We start from the raw sequence: 14,513 nt of genomic DNA on the forward strand, positions 1-14,513 counted from the left end.
TGCTGGACTGCTGATCTGGTCTTAAGTTGCAGCGCAGAAGCGGCTAACAGTCCATTAATATCTTAGGTATTACGGCAATTATTTGGTGTTAGCACTCGTTATAGGTTGAAACGTATTCAACATTTGCGAAAAAATCTTTGGTGTGCCTGCCAGTACATCGCCTTTGTGCAAGTAATCAGATTCACCCGAGAAGTTACCGATGATGCCACCAGCTTCAGTAATCAGTAATGAGCCTGCGGCGATATCCCAAGGTGCCAGACCTTTTTCAAAGAAGCCATCCAGACGGCCCATCGCCACATAGGCTAAATCTAAGGCGGCTGCGCCCGCTCTTCTTAAACCCTGTGTTTTTACCGTCATGGCTTTGAACATTTCCATGTATTCGTTCAAACCGGATAAATCACGTGATGGGAAGCCTGTACCTATCAATGCATCAGCTAGTTTGTCGCAACGGGTCACGCGGATACGCTTGTCATTGAGGAAGGCGCCAGCACCTTTGCTAGCAGTAAACATTTCATTGCGGGTAGGGTCGTAAATCACAGCCTGTGTGATAATGCCGCGCTGTTGCAAAGCGATCGATACGCAATACTGTGGAAAGCCGTGGATGAAGTTGGTGGTACCGTCTAAGGGATCGATGATCCAGACGTTGTCGTTATCATCGTGTAAATTGGCGGAAGCCCCGGATTCTTCTGCCAGTATCGCGTGATCAGGATAGGCAGTTTTCAATACTTCTATGATGGCAGCTTCAGCAGCACGATCGACGTCAGTGACGAAGTCGTTATATTGCTTTTCAGTGACTTGAACGCGATCGAGATCGAAAGAAGCACGACTGATGACAGTTGCGCCACGGCGAGCGGCTTTAATAGCCGTATTGAGCATAGGATGCATAGGGGTTTCCGTTAAAATGGCGAAATCCTGAGCCCTCACATCGGCTAAGATGATGAGAAATCGGGGTTCGCACAAAAATTGAATTAAAGAGCACCGCGTAAATAACTCAAAAACTAACAAGGAATCACGCGTAATTGCGCTATTTTAAATGAACTTGCCCCAAACTGACACATCTCTTTTTAAACGTCTGCGTTTCGTCCTGGTAGGAACTAGTCATCCCGGCAACATAGGCGCTGTCGCCAGAGCAATAAAAACCATGGGTTTTTCGGAATTGGTCTTGCTCAATCCGCGCTTTCCAGATGCCTTGACTAACGCAGAGGCGATCGCCTTCGCCAGCGGCGCTCAAGATATTCTTGAATCGGCCAAAATTGTGAATTCAATAGAAGAAGCCTTGCAGGGCTGTCATTATGTGGCTGCGGTCAGCGCCAGATTGCGTGAGTTCTCGCCACCGATACTCGATCCAAGGGCGTTTGCACAGCATGTATCCCACAATTTTCAAGAGCCAGTAGCTTTAGTGTTTGGTAATGAGCGCTATGGCTTACCCAATGAGATCGTGGTCAATTGCAATGTTTTGATCAATATTCCTGCCAATCCAGAATATTCATCCTTGAATCTGGCGCAAGCTGTGCAGTTACTTGCGTATGAATCTCGGGTTGCCGAACTGAGTGACAGTGCAAGCGCAGTCACTGAGATAGGTTTTCAGGGGAGTCCTGCCTCTGCGGTTGAGATTGATGGCATGTATACGCATTTAGAACAGGCGCTGGTGGCAATCGATTTCCTGAATCCGGCTAGCCCGAAAAAACTAATGCCACGTTTGAAGCGCTTATTCTCTCGTTCCCAGTTGGAAACGGAAGAAGTGAATATTCTCAGAGGGATCGCAAAAAAAATTCTTGATGCAAAACACAAAAGCTAACAATATTTGACGTGCTAACTTATCAGCATGTTAAAAATTTGCCTAAATAGTAATTCTTTTCTTGTTATCCTCACCTAGTGTTGCCAAATTTGTTAAATTGTTTCAAATTTCCATGACATAAGCCCTTTTTAAGGGCTTTTTCTTTTTCCTTTGTTATAAAGTAAGTATGATTGTAATAGATGTAGGTTTTTGTTTTGACAGCGTTTTTGGTTGGTAATTATCGAGGTTGCTATTATTTTTTTTAATATTTTTAAACGGTTCTCGCCTTGCGTTGTCTTTGTTTTTATGGCGTTTGGCTCTTATTCTGCAGCCCATGCGCTGGGGTTGGGCGAATTGCGCGTCCAATCTGGCTTGGGCCAACCATTTAAAGGTCAAATTAGCCTGGTAGGCTCCGACAATGGAGACCTAACCCAGCATTGCATCAAAGTGAGATTTGAGACCACTGAGGGCAGTATGTTAGCCCCAGCGCAAGTATCGGTATTGCAATCCGGACCAGTAAGATCTATTTTATTACTCTCTAGGCAATCGATACCTGAACCCGTGGTCAAAGTGGTCGTGGACATCGTGTGTGAGACCCAGTTGCATAGAGAATTTTTGATACTGTTGGATCCTCCGCAGTTTCTCTCAGCTCAAGAAAATACTTTCCCAGTCATATTGCCGCAAGTAAGTGTGCGAATCGCGGCGCCGGGGTTGTCCGCTGCTACTTCATCCCAATTGGAAGGCGGCAAGAAAGTAAAGCGCAGTAAAAACACCAATGGCAATCTGCCAGATAAAGATCCGATTTCGACGCAAACTCCGCCTCAAAAAAATCTAGCTGAGGTGCAGCCGACGGCTAAATCAAAATTTAAAAAGCCGGCAGCTGCCCCGGTCGATCTGTTAAAACTTTCGGATGAAAGTTTTCAGCCGCAGCAGGGACTTAAGCTCAGTAACACGTTGTCTTCCTCTGTAGAGCTAAAACTAGTTGAAAACATGGTGGAACTGCGGGCGGCACAGGTGCGTATGGCAGCAATTTTGCGAGATGAGGAGCCGGTGCAAATCGATCCTTTGGAACGTGCAGCGGCTAGAGATAAATTGCAGGCATTGCAAAATGAAACCGCGCAGTTGAAACTGCAAAATATCAAAAATAAGCGCGAGCTGGAAGAGTTAAAAGGACATAGTTATTCAAGGAACTGGATAGTTGGTTTGTCAGCTATCGCTCTGCTCGGTTTGATGGCGGCGATAATGCTCTTGATATATCTCAGCCGGATACAAAAAAACAAGGATGTTTCTTGGTGGGAGTTGGCACGTGATGGTAAGGATGTCGATAGACGCAAGAATATCGAGGATATCGTCGATCATATTCAGGCATCGTATGAGCCTAATTTGAATCATCCACACGAATCGTTTGATAGCGATAATTTTGACGATACAGCGGCCACCCCGCAGTCAAATAGCCCAAGTTCAAGTTCCGCAGACTCTGCCAGCCGCGAGACTGAACAAATTTTTAATTCCGAGCAGCAGACGCCACGGCTATTGACATTGGAAGAAACCAATAGCAGTGTATTTAATTTTTTTGCGCCTATCGGTAGTTCGGTCAATGTTGAGGAAATTTCAGATGTTACTCAAGAGGCTGAGTTTTGGATGTCGGTTAACGATCCTCAGCGGGCGATAGAGATACTTGAACCGCAATCGAATATAGATCATCCGGATTCGCCTGTGCCTTGGTTATATTTGCTGGATTTATACGGGATTGTTAAGGATCAGAGTAAATACGACCAGCTTAGAGAGCGTTTTGTTGAGACCTTTAATGCGAATATCCCAGAATTTTCTGCCGAGGTCGATAACGACACAAGCACTTTGCTGGAAAATTTTCCGCATTTAATCGCACGTATCTGCGGTCTATGGAATAGCAGTGAGATTATTCCGTTTTTGCAGTCTTTACTAATCGACGACCGAGACGGTAAACGCGCCGGGTTCGAGTTGCCTGTCTACAGAGATATACTTTTATTGATCTCGATTGCCCATGAATTGGAACGCGTGAATGCGATCGAAGGGATGGCCGCAGGCGCAAAAAATCCGTTTACGCATCAACTTGACACTAATGTCAACGCCGACCAAGTTTCCGCTAAACAGGATCTGAGGATGATCGATTTTGAAGTCATTGATTTTCCTAAGGAAGTAAACCCTAAAAAGTAGTGTGTCCGTATTTGGTACTTTATTTGACATTTTAACGAGAGCAATCATGATAAAACTCTGTGGTTTTGCGGTCAGTAATTATTTTAATAAAGTCAAATTGGCACTCATAGAAAAAGAGATTCCATTTGAGGAAGTCTTAGTTTGGACTGGGAATTCGCCTGAGTTATTAGCTAATTCACCACTAGGGAAAATCCCGTATATTCAAACCGAGCAAGGTAGTCTGTGTGAGTCGCAAGTTATTCTTGATTACCTTGAAGAGCAATTTCCTGCTCATCCGCTATTGCCAAAAAACGCCTACGCTGCGGCGAAAAACCGCGAGCTACTGGTGTTCTTGGAATTGCATTTAGAGTTGGTCGCCAGGGAGTTGTATGGCGAGGCATTTTTTGGTGGAACAGTGAGCGACGACGTGAAGCAAAAAGTTGAGCAACGCTTGACCAAAAATATTTCGGCATTTAGCCAGTTGGCGAAATTTTCACCGTATGTCGCTGGGGATGTTTTTAGTTTGGCCGATTGCGCTGCTGCGGTGCACTTGCCCTTAATTTCTATGGCAACTAAGGCGATTTACGGACGTGATTTTCTGGCCGATTTGCCGCTTAAAGAATATGTAAAACTAATTGCGGAAAGACCTTCCATGCAGAGAGTGAACGCGGATAAAAAAGAAAATTTGAACCTGATGATGCAGCGTTTTAAACCAGCGTAATTCTAATATCAGCAAAAAATATCAGCAAAAAAAAATCCCAGATGCGCTCTGGGATTTTTTTATTCTTTTTTAGTCTGTTTATACCGCTCGACGCATTTTTTCAACTTTATATGTTTTTTGTTCGATTGGCGGTTTGACCAGTTTCACGATGGCGAAAGTGCAGTTGTCGCCGTGACCGTGGGCACGTTCTCTGGCTTTGCGTATCAATAGTTCTGAGGCTTGGCGAGGACTGTTGGCGGCTACCGCGGCGGATAACTCAGCATCGGTGAAGTAATGCCATAGTCCGTCCGAGCACAGTAAAAATGAATCGCCAGTTTTTAATCCGCTGTAAGTGCCAAAGCTGATGTAAGGAGCGGTGGTGGTGGAGCCTAACACATTGACCAAAATGTTCGACATGCGATGGGTCTTGGCTTCTTCCTGGGTGATTTTTCCTTCATCAACCAGTCTTTCTACGTAGGAGTGGTCTTTGGTGTGTTCGATAAAATTCGGGCCGCTGAAGCGGTACAGTCGCGAGTCGCCGGCGTAAGCCCAGATGGCTTCTTTATTGGGGGTGATGATCAGTGCGGCGAAGGTACTGTGCGGTTCTTTTTCGGCCGAGACACCCGCCAATTTGATGATAGTGTGCGCCTCGTTGACAATCGCTTCCAGCAGTGCTTTGACATCCATTTCAGCAAAAAAGTCATTGAACAGCGTTTTAGCGGTGCGTATCACTTGTTCGGCTGCTAGGGCGCCTCCGCTTTTGCCGCCCATGCCGTCCGCCACCACGGCCATCATATAGCCGGGGGCATTAGGTGCGGCAAAAAGTGCCACTCTATCCTGTTGTTCTGTGCGGTCGCCAAGGTGTTGTGCGGTACCTGCTTCGATCTTATATTGGCTCATACGTCTTGGTAGATTAAACTAGCGGGGTAATTCAACTAATTACATTATTTAAATAAATTCATTTTACCTCCAACCAGGCGACTATGAGTCATCCAGAAGAAATACAACAGCGCATCATTGAGTTGGAAGTCGAGCATCGTGACCTTGATGTGGTGATCGCGACCTTGATTAAAGATATAAATCATGACGAATTACAGTTGCGACGCCTGAAAAAACGCAAATTACAGCTAAAAGACCACATAACATTGTTAAAAATGCAAATGATGCCCGATGTGCCTGCATGATTAAAGCATTGTCGAGATTTTTCCTTACTTACATTTTTTACGCCTATTACATCTAGTTGCATTTGATTGCCTGCCTATTTTGACTGAAATTGACCAAAAACAAAATCCGAACAATGATCAGACCGCGCCGGGTGTTCATGATGAAGAAGTCGAACGACTATTTGGATTGAGTGGCGCCCTGAGCGCCTCCATCAAAGGTTACCGCCCACGAGAGGCGCAAACCGAGATGGCTAAGGCGATTGCCGCTGCGATTGCTGGGCAGAGCACTTTATTGGCGGAAGCCGGTACCGGCACCGGTAAAACCTATGCCTACCTGACGCCAGCCTTGTTATGGGGCGGCAAAGTGATCATCTCTACCGGAACCAAGAACTTGCAAGACCAATTGTTTTTGCATGATATTCCTACCATTAAAAAAGTCTTGAAAGCGCCAGTCTCGGTGGCTCTGCTGAAGGGGCGTGCCAACTATCTATGTCATTTTCATTTAGAGCGCACTTTGCAAAATGGGCGTTTAACGTCGCGTGAAGATGTTGGTTATCTGCGCGATATTTCACGTTTCATGAAAACGACCAGTACTGGCGACAAGGCCGAGCTGGCAAGAGTGCCGGAGACGGCTCCAGTGTGGAATCTGGTGACCTCGACCAAAGACACTTGTATGGGGTCCGAGTGCCAGTATTATCAGGATTGTTTTGTCATGAAGGCGCGCAAAGAAGCGCAGCAAGCCGATGTGGTGGTGGTGAATCATCATCTATTTTTTGCCGACCTTGCGCTCAAAGATACTGGCATCGCCGAATTACTGCCATCGGCCAACACCGTGATCTTCGATGAGGCGCATCAATTACCAGATACGGCGACTTTGTTTTTTGGTGAAACCGTATCTACTTCGCAGATCCTCGAACTCAGTCGCGATGTGTTGGCCGAGGGTTTGTCGCATGCACGCGATGGCGCCGAGTGGGCCAATTTGGTGGCGCCGGTAGAGCGCGCGGCACGTGATTTACGCCTGACGTTCCCGCAAGATAGTATCCGTTTGTCGATACTGCAAATCGCGCCATCTAGCCCATTTTTTCCGGCGCTGGAAACTCTCAAAGTCCATATGGATGCGATGATCGCGGTGCTCGAGAAACAAGCCGAACGCGCCGAGACTCTGGAGCAATGCAGGGTCAGGGCGATTGCGCTTTCGACCCAGTTGCATGACTGGCGTGAGCTCGATCTGTCCAAGAAGGAGTCGGCAGGTAAGCCTGAATGTGTATTGTGGGTGGAGGCCTATTCAACCTCACTGCAATTGCACAAAACACCTTTGTCGATTGCGCCTATTTTTAACAAGCAGCGTGAAGGCGTGCCGCGTACCTGGATTTTTACTTCTGCCACGATGGCGGTTAAAAATGACTTTACCCATTATGTCTCGCAGATGGGATTGTGGGATGAGCCAGCTAAGACCTGGCCTAGTCCGTTTAATTATCAAGAACAAGGCTTGCTGTATGTGCCTAGCGGCATGCCGCTACCGAATTCGCGTGACTACACCGATGCGGTGGTAGATGCCGCCTTGCCGGTGATAGAGGCGGCCGGTGGGCGTACATTTTTGTTGTGCACCACGATTAAAGCAGTCAAACATTGTGCCGAGCGCCTGCGCGACGAGTTTCAGAAGCGTGATTTGCCTTTTCCTCTGTTCGTCCAAGGTGACGCCGGGCGTACCGAATTGCTGGAACGGTTTCGCAATGCCGGTAATGGCGTGCTGATCGGCAGCCAAAGTTTTTGGGAGGGGGTCGATGTGCGTGGCGATGCGCTGTCCCTGGTGATCATCGATAAATTGCCGTTTGCACCGCCCGACGATCCGGTACTGGCTGCGCGTATCGAGGCCATGGAAAAGAAGGGGTTAAACGGTTTTGTGCATCATCAGCTACCCGAGGCTATCATCAACCTTAAGCAGGGGGCAGGACGCTTGATACGCGATGAGACCGACAAAGGGGTCTTGATGATTTGCGATCCGCGTTTAATTTCCAAGCCGTATGGCAAGCGTATCTGGCAAAGCTTGCCGGCGTTTGCCAGAACCCGCGAGCTGGCTCCTGTGCTGACTTTCTTTGCGGATCTAAAATTGCCAAAGTCGGGCGAGCCAGCTTCTAAATAATTATACTGGGGTGGGTATTTTTTTCTTGCGCAGGAATCATATGCGTAATCCGCTTATTTTTAGTAAAAATTAGGGGAGTATCTGTTTTTGTCGAATTTTTTTTAAGGCTGCTTGGCGATCCTGCTCAAGCCCGCTGTTGCAAACGAAAAAAAGCGCACTGAATTAATTCAGTGCGCTTTTTTGTTGTTGTTCGAGCCTAAGGCGCGGGACTGAAATTACCAGATCGAGACGCGCTCTTGTGGTGCCAGATACATCTTGTCGCCTTCTTTGACGCCATACGACTCGTAGAATCCTGGCATATTTCTGAGGGTGCCATTGGCGCGGATTTCGCCAGGGGAGTGCGGATCAGTTTTCAGGCGCACGATCATAGTGGCATCGCGCATTTTGCCGCGCCAAACTTGGGCAAAACCCATGAAGAAACGTTGATCGCCAGTCAGACCTGCAATCACTGGTGCAGGCTTGCCGCCTAAAGACAATTTATACGCCTTGTAAGCAATCGCCAGACCGGAGTTGTCGGCGATGTTCTCACCGAGGGTTAATTCGCCGTTGACGGTGTAGCCAGGTATAGGACTAAAGGCACTGTATTGCTTGACCAGCGCGGCAGTTTTTACGGCAAACTTCTCGTGATCTTCTTTGGTCCACCAGTCGCGCAGATTGCCTTTTTCATCGTATTGCGCGCCTTGGTCATCAAAACCATGGCTGATTTCATGGCCAATGACAGCCCCGATGCCGCCGTAGTTGACTGCATCGTCGGCTTTGGCATCAAAGAACGGTGCTTGCAAAATCGCCGCAGGGAACACGATTTCGTTCATCTCAGGGTTGTAATAAGCATTCACCGTCTGTGGTGTCATACCCCATTCGGCTCTATCAATAGGCTTGCCCAACTTGTTCAATTCGACCTGGCTGGCGAATTTGCGCGCATTGCGCAGATTGCCGACGGTGTCGCCCTTGTTGATATTCAGAGCAGAATAGTCTTTCCATTTGTTTGGATAACCTATCTTAGGCATGAAGGTCGACAGTTTAGTCTGGGCTTCTTTTTTGGTCTCTGGGCTCATCCAGTCGAGCGTGTCTATGCTTTGCTTGTAGGCCAGCAAAAGATTACCAACCAATTTTTCCATCTTCTCTTTGTTTTGAGCCGGGAAATGCTTGGCAACATACATCTTGCCCAGGCTTTCACCTAAGCTGGAGTCGGCCAGGCGCACGCCGCGCTTCCAACGTGGCTCTTGTACTGGGGTACCTTGCAAAGTCGTATTGAAGAAAGCGAAATGTTCATCGCTATACGCTTTTGGTAACTGGCTGGCGCTGGAGCTGAGCAAGTTCCATTTGAAATAGGCTTTCCAGGTATCGAGTGAAGTCTCTTGCAAAACTTTATTGAAACCGGTCAGGTAACTAGGTTGACTCACCATCAATGAGTCCAGCTTATTCTGTACGCCCAGCGTGCTTAAATAGGCATTCCAGTCAAAGCCTGGGGTTAAGGCATCTAGTTTAGTCAACTCGATTTTATTGTAAGCCTTGATAGGGTCGCGCAATTCAACCTTGGTCCATTGTACTTTGGCCAGTTCTGTTTCCAATGCCAGGATATCGGCAGCAGTTTTGGCGGCATTCTTGTCGCCAGCCATGCTCAGCATTTTTTCTATATGAGTCAGGTATTTAGCACGAGCGTCTTTCAGCTTGGCATCTTCGTTGTTGAGGTAGTAATCGCGGTCAGGCATGCCCAGACCAGATTGGCCTACATCGAGTACGTATTTGGTCGAATCTTTATTATCTTGATGCACGCCGATATCAAACGGTGCGCCTACGCTAATAAAATTCAGGTAAGCGATGAAAGCAGGGATTTGGTTTTTGTCTTTGAGTGCCGCTACTTTAGCGAAATCAGCATCCAGAGGCTTTAGCCCCAAAGCTTCGATTTTGGCGGTGTCCATATAACTGGCATACATGTCGGCGATTTTTTGCGCGTCAGAACCATGCTTGGCATGTTGCTTAGTCAGGCCTTCGATCAGTGTTTGCAGCTGTGGGATAGTGGCTTCGCGCAAATCCATAAAGGCGCCAGAAGAGGATCTGTCATCCGGAATTTTTTCGTTTTTCAGCCAGGTGCCGTTGACGTGACGATAAAAATCATCTTGCGCCTTGACGCTAAGGTCATTGTGCTTACTTTCTATCCCAGACAATAAAACAGAGGGGGCCGATGCGGTCATTGTTTTGGCGGGTTCTGCTGCATAGGCGCTGGTAGCGCCGGCAAACATAAGCGCGATAGCGCTGAAAACGGTAGCTTTCACTCAAAATCTCCTGATGGTTGAATTGCGGTCTTACTTATTTTCGTTTGAATTTTTGTAAATTCTTACGACTTATCGGTTTTTTCTTGGCACTATTTTAAAACTTTAGGGTGGCTTAAGCACTTCCCTGATTGCTTAAGCCACGATAGACCAAGATTCTGCCAAAGAGTTCGCCTGTTTTGTCCATTTTCGGGAAAAATATCTTGAATATGCGCACGGGCTAGGTACCGAGCTTAGCTTGGGTAGCTCTGTTACAATACGGGTCTCGTTCAAAATAGCGAAGACGCCATTCTTATGACGTTCGGCGCTATTTTTCTCTCAGCTAATTTAGCCACACAAGATACGCACTATGAAAATTACACAAAACACCGCAGTTACTCTCAACTACACCATGTTCAATATGGACGGTGAAGTGATTGATAAAAACCACGAACCTATCGTTTATCTGCACGGTGGTTACGATAATATTTTGCCTGCTGTCGAAGCGGCTCTGGAAGGTAAAGCGGCTGGTGAGACTGTCATGGTCAGCATGGCGCCGGACGAAGCCTTTGGTGAGTTCGATGCCGAGCTGTTGCGTGAAGAAGAAATCGGTCTGTTTCCGCCAGATATAGAAGTCGGTTTGATGTTTGAAACACGCGATCCTGAGACTGAAGAGACCTTTCAGTTCCGCGTGACCGCAATCGATTCTGGCCGTGTCACGGTCGATGGCAATCATCCGCTGGCTGGCATGAGCATACGCTTCGAAGCCACGGTACTAGATGTACGCGCTGCGACAGAAGAAGAAGTTGCACATGGCCATGTGCACGGCGAACATGGACACGATCACTAGTTTTAAAATGTAGTAAGGCTGGGGGAGGGCTGTTGCTTGGATCGTTGGGAATACTGATAATCGCTGGCAGTTGTATGCTTTCTGTTTTGATGCTGGCAATATACTCCCACAGAGTATTTATTTGAGGCGCATATAGATATTGCGCAAACAGCTATGTTTTTAGCATACTCCCCTTATTTTAGAAGCGAGATGAGCCGGCTTTACTTGCTAAGCATGATCTACATGCTCTCGTTCTGAATTTTGTTTCGCAGCAACGCTGCACAATAGTATGGGCATCTAGCACCTAGCGGGCTTTTGAATTCTTGTTGTTCGGCTTGCTTTCAATCAGCTATTTTTTTAGCGTATTTATAGCTTCTTCGAGTCCAATCGAGCTAGCGCCACCGACGCACCTCAACTACGAGTGTCCATGAAAGACTATTACCACATACTCGACATTGCCGTTACCGCGACTTTGCCCGAGGTTAAGAAAGCCTTCAGGCTGAAGGCGGCCGAGTTTCATCCGGACAGGAATGCCTCTGAACTCGCACCGGAGAAGTTTCATGCTGTGAAGCAAGCCTACGATGTGTTGTCGGATGACGCTGCGCGTACCGCCTATGATGAGAATCGACGCCGTAATTTACTAGAATCACCGCTAGACACCGCCACCGAGATTTGGGCGAATTATTTATCAGGAGTATTGAAGTGAAATTTTCACGATTTTTTGAAGACTTAATCTCGGTGTACAACGCCGAGTTAGATGACCTGCGTACCGATTCAGAAGGTAAAGACATCTTAAGAGGCCGCTTAATCGAAAAGCGCGAGCAGCTGCCTTTCTTGCTGCCGATGATGGCAAGTAATCCTGAGATGCTGGCAGTGGCTTTTCATACCGGCTTTCGCTTCATGAATCCCCTGGTGATGGAGGCTTTAGCCTCGAAAGAAGCAAATAAACATCCGAGTTGGGCTGAGTTGTCAAAAACCGTGAAGTTAGAACCCTGGGCAGAAAAACTCAGCGAGATCGTTTTGAAGGATGCCGATGGTGCTGCCTTCATGGTAACCGCGGCATGTCTGGAATATCTGAATAAGAGCAAGCAATCGCGACAATCCAGCCCATCGACCAGTGCCGATGAAGATGAAGGCGATGAGCAGAACGAGGATGGTAGCGAGTTGAAAGAAAATGGCGATCTGGATGGCAATTACGGCCGCCACGGACGCGATGACGGCGATGACGGCGATGATTATGATTTAGGTGAGGCCGGATCAGATTGGCTCGCTGAACAAGGTTTTGACCGTAAAGATTAAGGAGATAGTATGAATGTACCCGCACTAATACAAGCACAAAGTTTGATCATGGCTGGCGACATCGCTGGCGCCGAATTTGCACTCGCCAATCTAGCCGAAACCGAAGGCGATAAGGCTTTGGTGTTGGCTCTGGATCAATTCCCGGCCAAGGACTTATTGGCAATTATCCGTGAATATGATGCCTCTAAAGAGTCCTTGGTCAATTTGCTGGTGACGCCAGAGCAGTTCGCCCAGGCCGTGGTGCTGGAAAAACGCTATGGCGATCTGACGCACGAGCAATTGCGCGGCATGATTAATTCCGTGATTTTCCGCGAGGGCGCTGACCCTGCCGAATTTTTATACGAAATCGCCGAGGTCGAAGGCGGTTACGATGCCTTGGTCGACTATCTGTTGGATCGGACTCAGATGGTTGAACATTTTTATCGCTATGCGACCTTTGATCTGTACGAATATGGTGACGAATCCAAGACCCAGGCCATCGATGATGATTTATTGAATCTGACGCGCGAGACAGAATCGAGAGCCTCAGATATGGACATGGCCAACGTGGTTGATCATGACTGGATGGAAGTGACCTATTTGTTGCGCTACGAACTCCCGGAAATTTTCCGTGAAGTATTGATGAAGCTGCGTTCCCGTTATCGTGCTTACCAAGCCAGTTTGGCACAGGAAGAACTGGATGAATTGGTGGGCGTGGCAGAACCATTGCCGAAAAATACCGATGACGGTAATGATAAGGATGACGACGAAGAGTCTGCTTTGTAATATTTGGACATCCGCAAAATTGCTCCGGCCATATTGTGTTCGCCTGGTCGGAGCATTTTTTCGAACGGCCTATTTATCTCAACATTGACGCTGAACGATTGTTATTGACGTCATTCTGTTTTGCTTCCATTTCACCTGTGATCGTTTTTAACCCTATGTCCGAATTTAACTTTGATGTCGCCGTTCTTGATAGTCGTCCGTTTTTTGAGTCGGCGTTATTACATGGGCTACGCCATGCCATCATTGATAATGAAAAAATAGACGCAATCAAAGCGGAAGCACCAAAAGGTATGGTGCAAATCGCGGCAGCATTTGGCAGTAAATATTTACGGCCAGAGATAGAAGCTGCCCGTAAGCGCATCGTCAATCTGGCTAGCCTGTATTTGCTGGAGACATCGAATGGCGATTTGGATATTGCGGCAAAAATTATTCGCGATAACACTTTTCTGAGCTTGTCGCGTGGTGGTTCTGGTTTGTTGAAAACCCTGTTTGCCATGCCTGAAATAGCGATGTTTGGCAGAGAAGAAAAGGGTAGTGTAGAGGACTTTTTAGAGTTTTGGTCGCTCAAAGAAAAAACCACCGATTATCGAAGTGCATTGGCGCAAAGAAAAATCAATGCATTGGAAATTGAAGCTGGCTTTTGGTTTGGCGAAGAGTTAGGTTTGTCACGTAGCCTGTTGCAAGACGACGAGGTAGAGGCGGTCGCCGTTATACGCTCTGCGATGTTGATACGCTTCATCGGCGAGACTGATATTTCTATCTTAAATCAAATTGAGTTTGCGACTCTTTTGGATGCGCTACGCGCCAAAGCTGCAAAGCTCAAGGCTGGTGCGCGTAAACGCGGAAAATTGGCGGCTATTCATGATGAGATTCCCTCCGAATATCAGGCCATCGCCGAACGTGTGCTGCAAGAGATCATTGCTCAGGACATGCCCAAAATTGCCGATGCCTCTATCTCTTTAGATAAATTAGTGTATGAGCTAAAAGAACGCTACTTTATCCGCGATCATGAAGTCGAGGATACCTCAGATTACGATGCTCTGGTCTCCAAAGAGTGGTCGCGTTTGACCAAGGGTAAAACCGATATCGATTCTTTGTTGACGCTGTTTTTATGCATCACCGCAGGAATCCCTCCTAAGACCAGCCTGCCGGAAAAAACCGCTAAGACCTTAGTGAAAAAAATACGCGTGGATGGCATGCATGCTGAACTTGCGAGCAATTGGATAAAAACCGCTGCACCGCATGAGAAGCAAGAAGGCTTGCTGCAGGATTGGATGGATTTTGTGGAGGAATCTCAAGCCTATTTAATGGATGACTGGGATACGACTTATAGTGGCGCTTTGCGCTTCTTAAGCGAAAATTGCCACATCGAGAAAGCTAGTAAACGCTGAGATATTTTCCCAATAAAAA

General features: G+C 47.3%; 13 protein-coding genes. 10 read left to right on the forward strand and 3 right to left on the reverse strand.

Annotated elements, in window-relative coordinates; genetic code table 11:
• Nucleotides 1–78: 78 nt before the first annotated feature.
• Nucleotides 79–885: an inositol monophosphatase family protein gene (locus ACO0K8_RS01665; RefSeq protein ID WP_422944880.1), complete on the reverse strand. Its 807-nt coding sequence runs from the start codon at nucleotides 883–885 to the stop codon at nucleotides 79–81.
• 148 nt (nucleotides 886–1,033) lie between these two features.
• On the opposite strand from ACO0K8_RS01665, the gene ACO0K8_RS01670 reads away from it, so the two are divergent.
• The 3 genes from ACO0K8_RS01670 (at nucleotide 1,034) to ACO0K8_RS01680 (ending at nucleotide 4,673) form a co-directional block, all read left to right on the forward strand.
• Nucleotides 1,034–1,798, forward strand: a complete 765-nt coding sequence (locus ACO0K8_RS01670; RefSeq protein WP_422944881.1) for an RNA methyltransferase — start codon at nucleotides 1,034–1,036, stop codon at nucleotides 1,796–1,798.
• Between the two features lie 453 nt (nucleotides 1,799–2,251).
• Complete coding sequence (locus ACO0K8_RS01675; protein WP_422944882.1) at nucleotides 2,252–3,973, forward strand: hypothetical protein; 1,722 nt, start codon at nucleotides 2,252–2,254, stop codon at nucleotides 3,971–3,973.
• Nucleotides 3,974–4,019: 46 nt separating this feature from the next.
• A complete protein-coding gene (locus ACO0K8_RS01680) occupies nucleotides 4,020–4,673 on the forward strand; it encodes a glutathione S-transferase (protein WP_422944883.1) in 654 nt (217 codons plus the stop codon).
• Nucleotides 4,674–4,751: 78 nt separating this feature from the next.
• On the opposite strand, the gene ACO0K8_RS01685 is transcribed toward ACO0K8_RS01680, so the two are convergent.
• Nucleotides 4,752–5,552, reverse strand: coding sequence for a PP2C family protein-serine/threonine phosphatase (locus tag ACO0K8_RS01685; RefSeq protein WP_422944884.1), 801 nt, complete (start codon nucleotides 5,550–5,552; stop codon nucleotides 4,752–4,754).
• A gap of 83 nt (nucleotides 5,553–5,635) precedes the next feature.
• On the opposite strand from ACO0K8_RS01685, the gene ACO0K8_RS01690 reads away from it, so the two are divergent.
• Together ACO0K8_RS01690 and ACO0K8_RS01695 are read left to right on the forward strand one after the other, a co-directional pair.
• Entirely contained in the window at nucleotides 5,636–5,836 is a 201-nt protein-coding gene (locus tag ACO0K8_RS01690; protein ID WP_422944885.1) for a YdcH family protein, read from the forward strand.
• 79 nt (nucleotides 5,837–5,915) lie between these two features.
• Nucleotides 5,916–7,958: an ATP-dependent DNA helicase gene (locus tag ACO0K8_RS01695; RefSeq protein ID WP_422944886.1), complete on the forward strand. Its 2,043-nt coding sequence runs from the start codon at nucleotides 5,916–5,918 to the stop codon at nucleotides 7,956–7,958.
• Nucleotides 7,959–8,173: 215 nt separating this feature from the next.
• Here ACO0K8_RS01695 and ACO0K8_RS01700 read toward each other — a convergent pair whose 3' ends face one another.
• Nucleotides 8,174–10,201 (reverse strand): M13 family metallopeptidase, encoded by a 2,028-nt coding sequence (locus ACO0K8_RS01700; protein ID WP_422945837.1) that lies wholly within the window; start codon nucleotides 10,199–10,201, stop codon nucleotides 8,174–8,176.
• Between the two features lie 379 nt (nucleotides 10,202–10,580).
• Between ACO0K8_RS01700 and ACO0K8_RS01705 the strand changes: the two genes are divergently transcribed.
• From ACO0K8_RS01705 to ACO0K8_RS01725, 5 genes are all read left to right on the forward strand, one after another.
• On the forward strand, nucleotides 10,581–11,060 hold the full coding sequence (locus ACO0K8_RS01705) for an FKBP-type peptidyl-prolyl cis-trans isomerase (protein WP_422944887.1): 480 nt from the start codon (nucleotides 10,581–10,583) through the stop codon (nucleotides 11,058–11,060).
• A 406-nt stretch (nucleotides 11,061–11,466) separates the two neighbouring features.
• Nucleotides 11,467–11,745, forward strand: coding sequence for a DnaJ domain-containing protein (locus ACO0K8_RS01710; RefSeq protein ID WP_422944888.1), 279 nt, complete (start codon nucleotides 11,467–11,469; stop codon nucleotides 11,743–11,745).
• Nucleotides 11,742–12,338, forward strand: a complete 597-nt coding sequence (locus tag ACO0K8_RS01715) for a hypothetical protein (protein WP_422944889.1) — start codon at nucleotides 11,742–11,744, stop codon at nucleotides 12,336–12,338. Before ACO0K8_RS01710 ends, ACO0K8_RS01715 begins: the two co-directional genes overlap by 4 nt.
• A 9-nt stretch (nucleotides 12,339–12,347) precedes the next feature.
• On the forward strand, nucleotides 12,348–13,103 hold the full coding sequence (locus ACO0K8_RS01720; protein ID WP_422944890.1) for a hypothetical protein: 756 nt from the start codon (nucleotides 12,348–12,350) through the stop codon (nucleotides 13,101–13,103).
• A gap of 155 nt (nucleotides 13,104–13,258) precedes the next feature.
• Entirely contained in the window at nucleotides 13,259–14,494 is a 1,236-nt protein-coding gene (locus ACO0K8_RS01725; RefSeq protein ID WP_422944891.1) for a hypothetical protein, read from the forward strand.
• Nucleotides 14,495–14,513: the final 19 nt, after the last annotated feature.

The sequence above is a fragment of the Undibacterium sp. Ren11W genome (assembly GCF_049340485.1).
GTDB lineage: Bacteria > Pseudomonadota > Gammaproteobacteria > Burkholderiales > Burkholderiaceae_D > Undibacterium.

Coding starts and splice junctions, on each gene's coding strand:
- ACO0K8_RS01710 (WP_422944888.1), top strand. CDS start 11,467: ATGAAAGACTATTACCACATACTCGACATTGCCGTTACCGCGACTTTG.
- ACO0K8_RS01685 (WP_422944884.1), bottom strand. CDS start 5,552: ATGAGCCAATATAAGATCGAAGCAGGTACCGCACAACACCTTGGCGAC.
- ACO0K8_RS01690 (WP_422944885.1), top strand. CDS start 5,636: ATGAGTCATCCAGAAGAAATACAACAGCGCATCATTGAGTTGGAAGTC.
- ACO0K8_RS01725 (WP_422944891.1), top strand. CDS start 13,259: ATGTCCGAATTTAACTTTGATGTCGCCGTTCTTGATAGTCGTCCGTTT.
- ACO0K8_RS01720 (WP_422944890.1), top strand. CDS start 12,348: ATGAATGTACCCGCACTAATACAAGCACAAAGTTTGATCATGGCTGGC.
- ACO0K8_RS01675 (WP_422944882.1), top strand. CDS start 2,252: ATGTTAGCCCCAGCGCAAGTATCGGTATTGCAATCCGGACCAGTAAGA.
- ACO0K8_RS01680 (WP_422944883.1), top strand. CDS start 4,020: ATGATAAAACTCTGTGGTTTTGCGGTCAGTAATTATTTTAATAAAGTC.
- ACO0K8_RS01670 (WP_422944881.1), top strand. CDS start 1,034: ATGAACTTGCCCCAAACTGACACATCTCTTTTTAAACGTCTGCGTTTC.
- ACO0K8_RS01665 (WP_422944880.1), bottom strand. CDS start 885: ATGCATCCTATGCTCAATACGGCTATTAAAGCCGCTCGCCGTGGCGCA.
- ACO0K8_RS01700 (WP_422945837.1), bottom strand. CDS start 10,201: ATGTTTGCCGGCGCTACCAGCGCCTATGCAGCAGAACCCGCCAAAACA.
- ACO0K8_RS01705 (WP_422944887.1), top strand. CDS start 10,581: ATGAAAATTACACAAAACACCGCAGTTACTCTCAACTACACCATGTTC.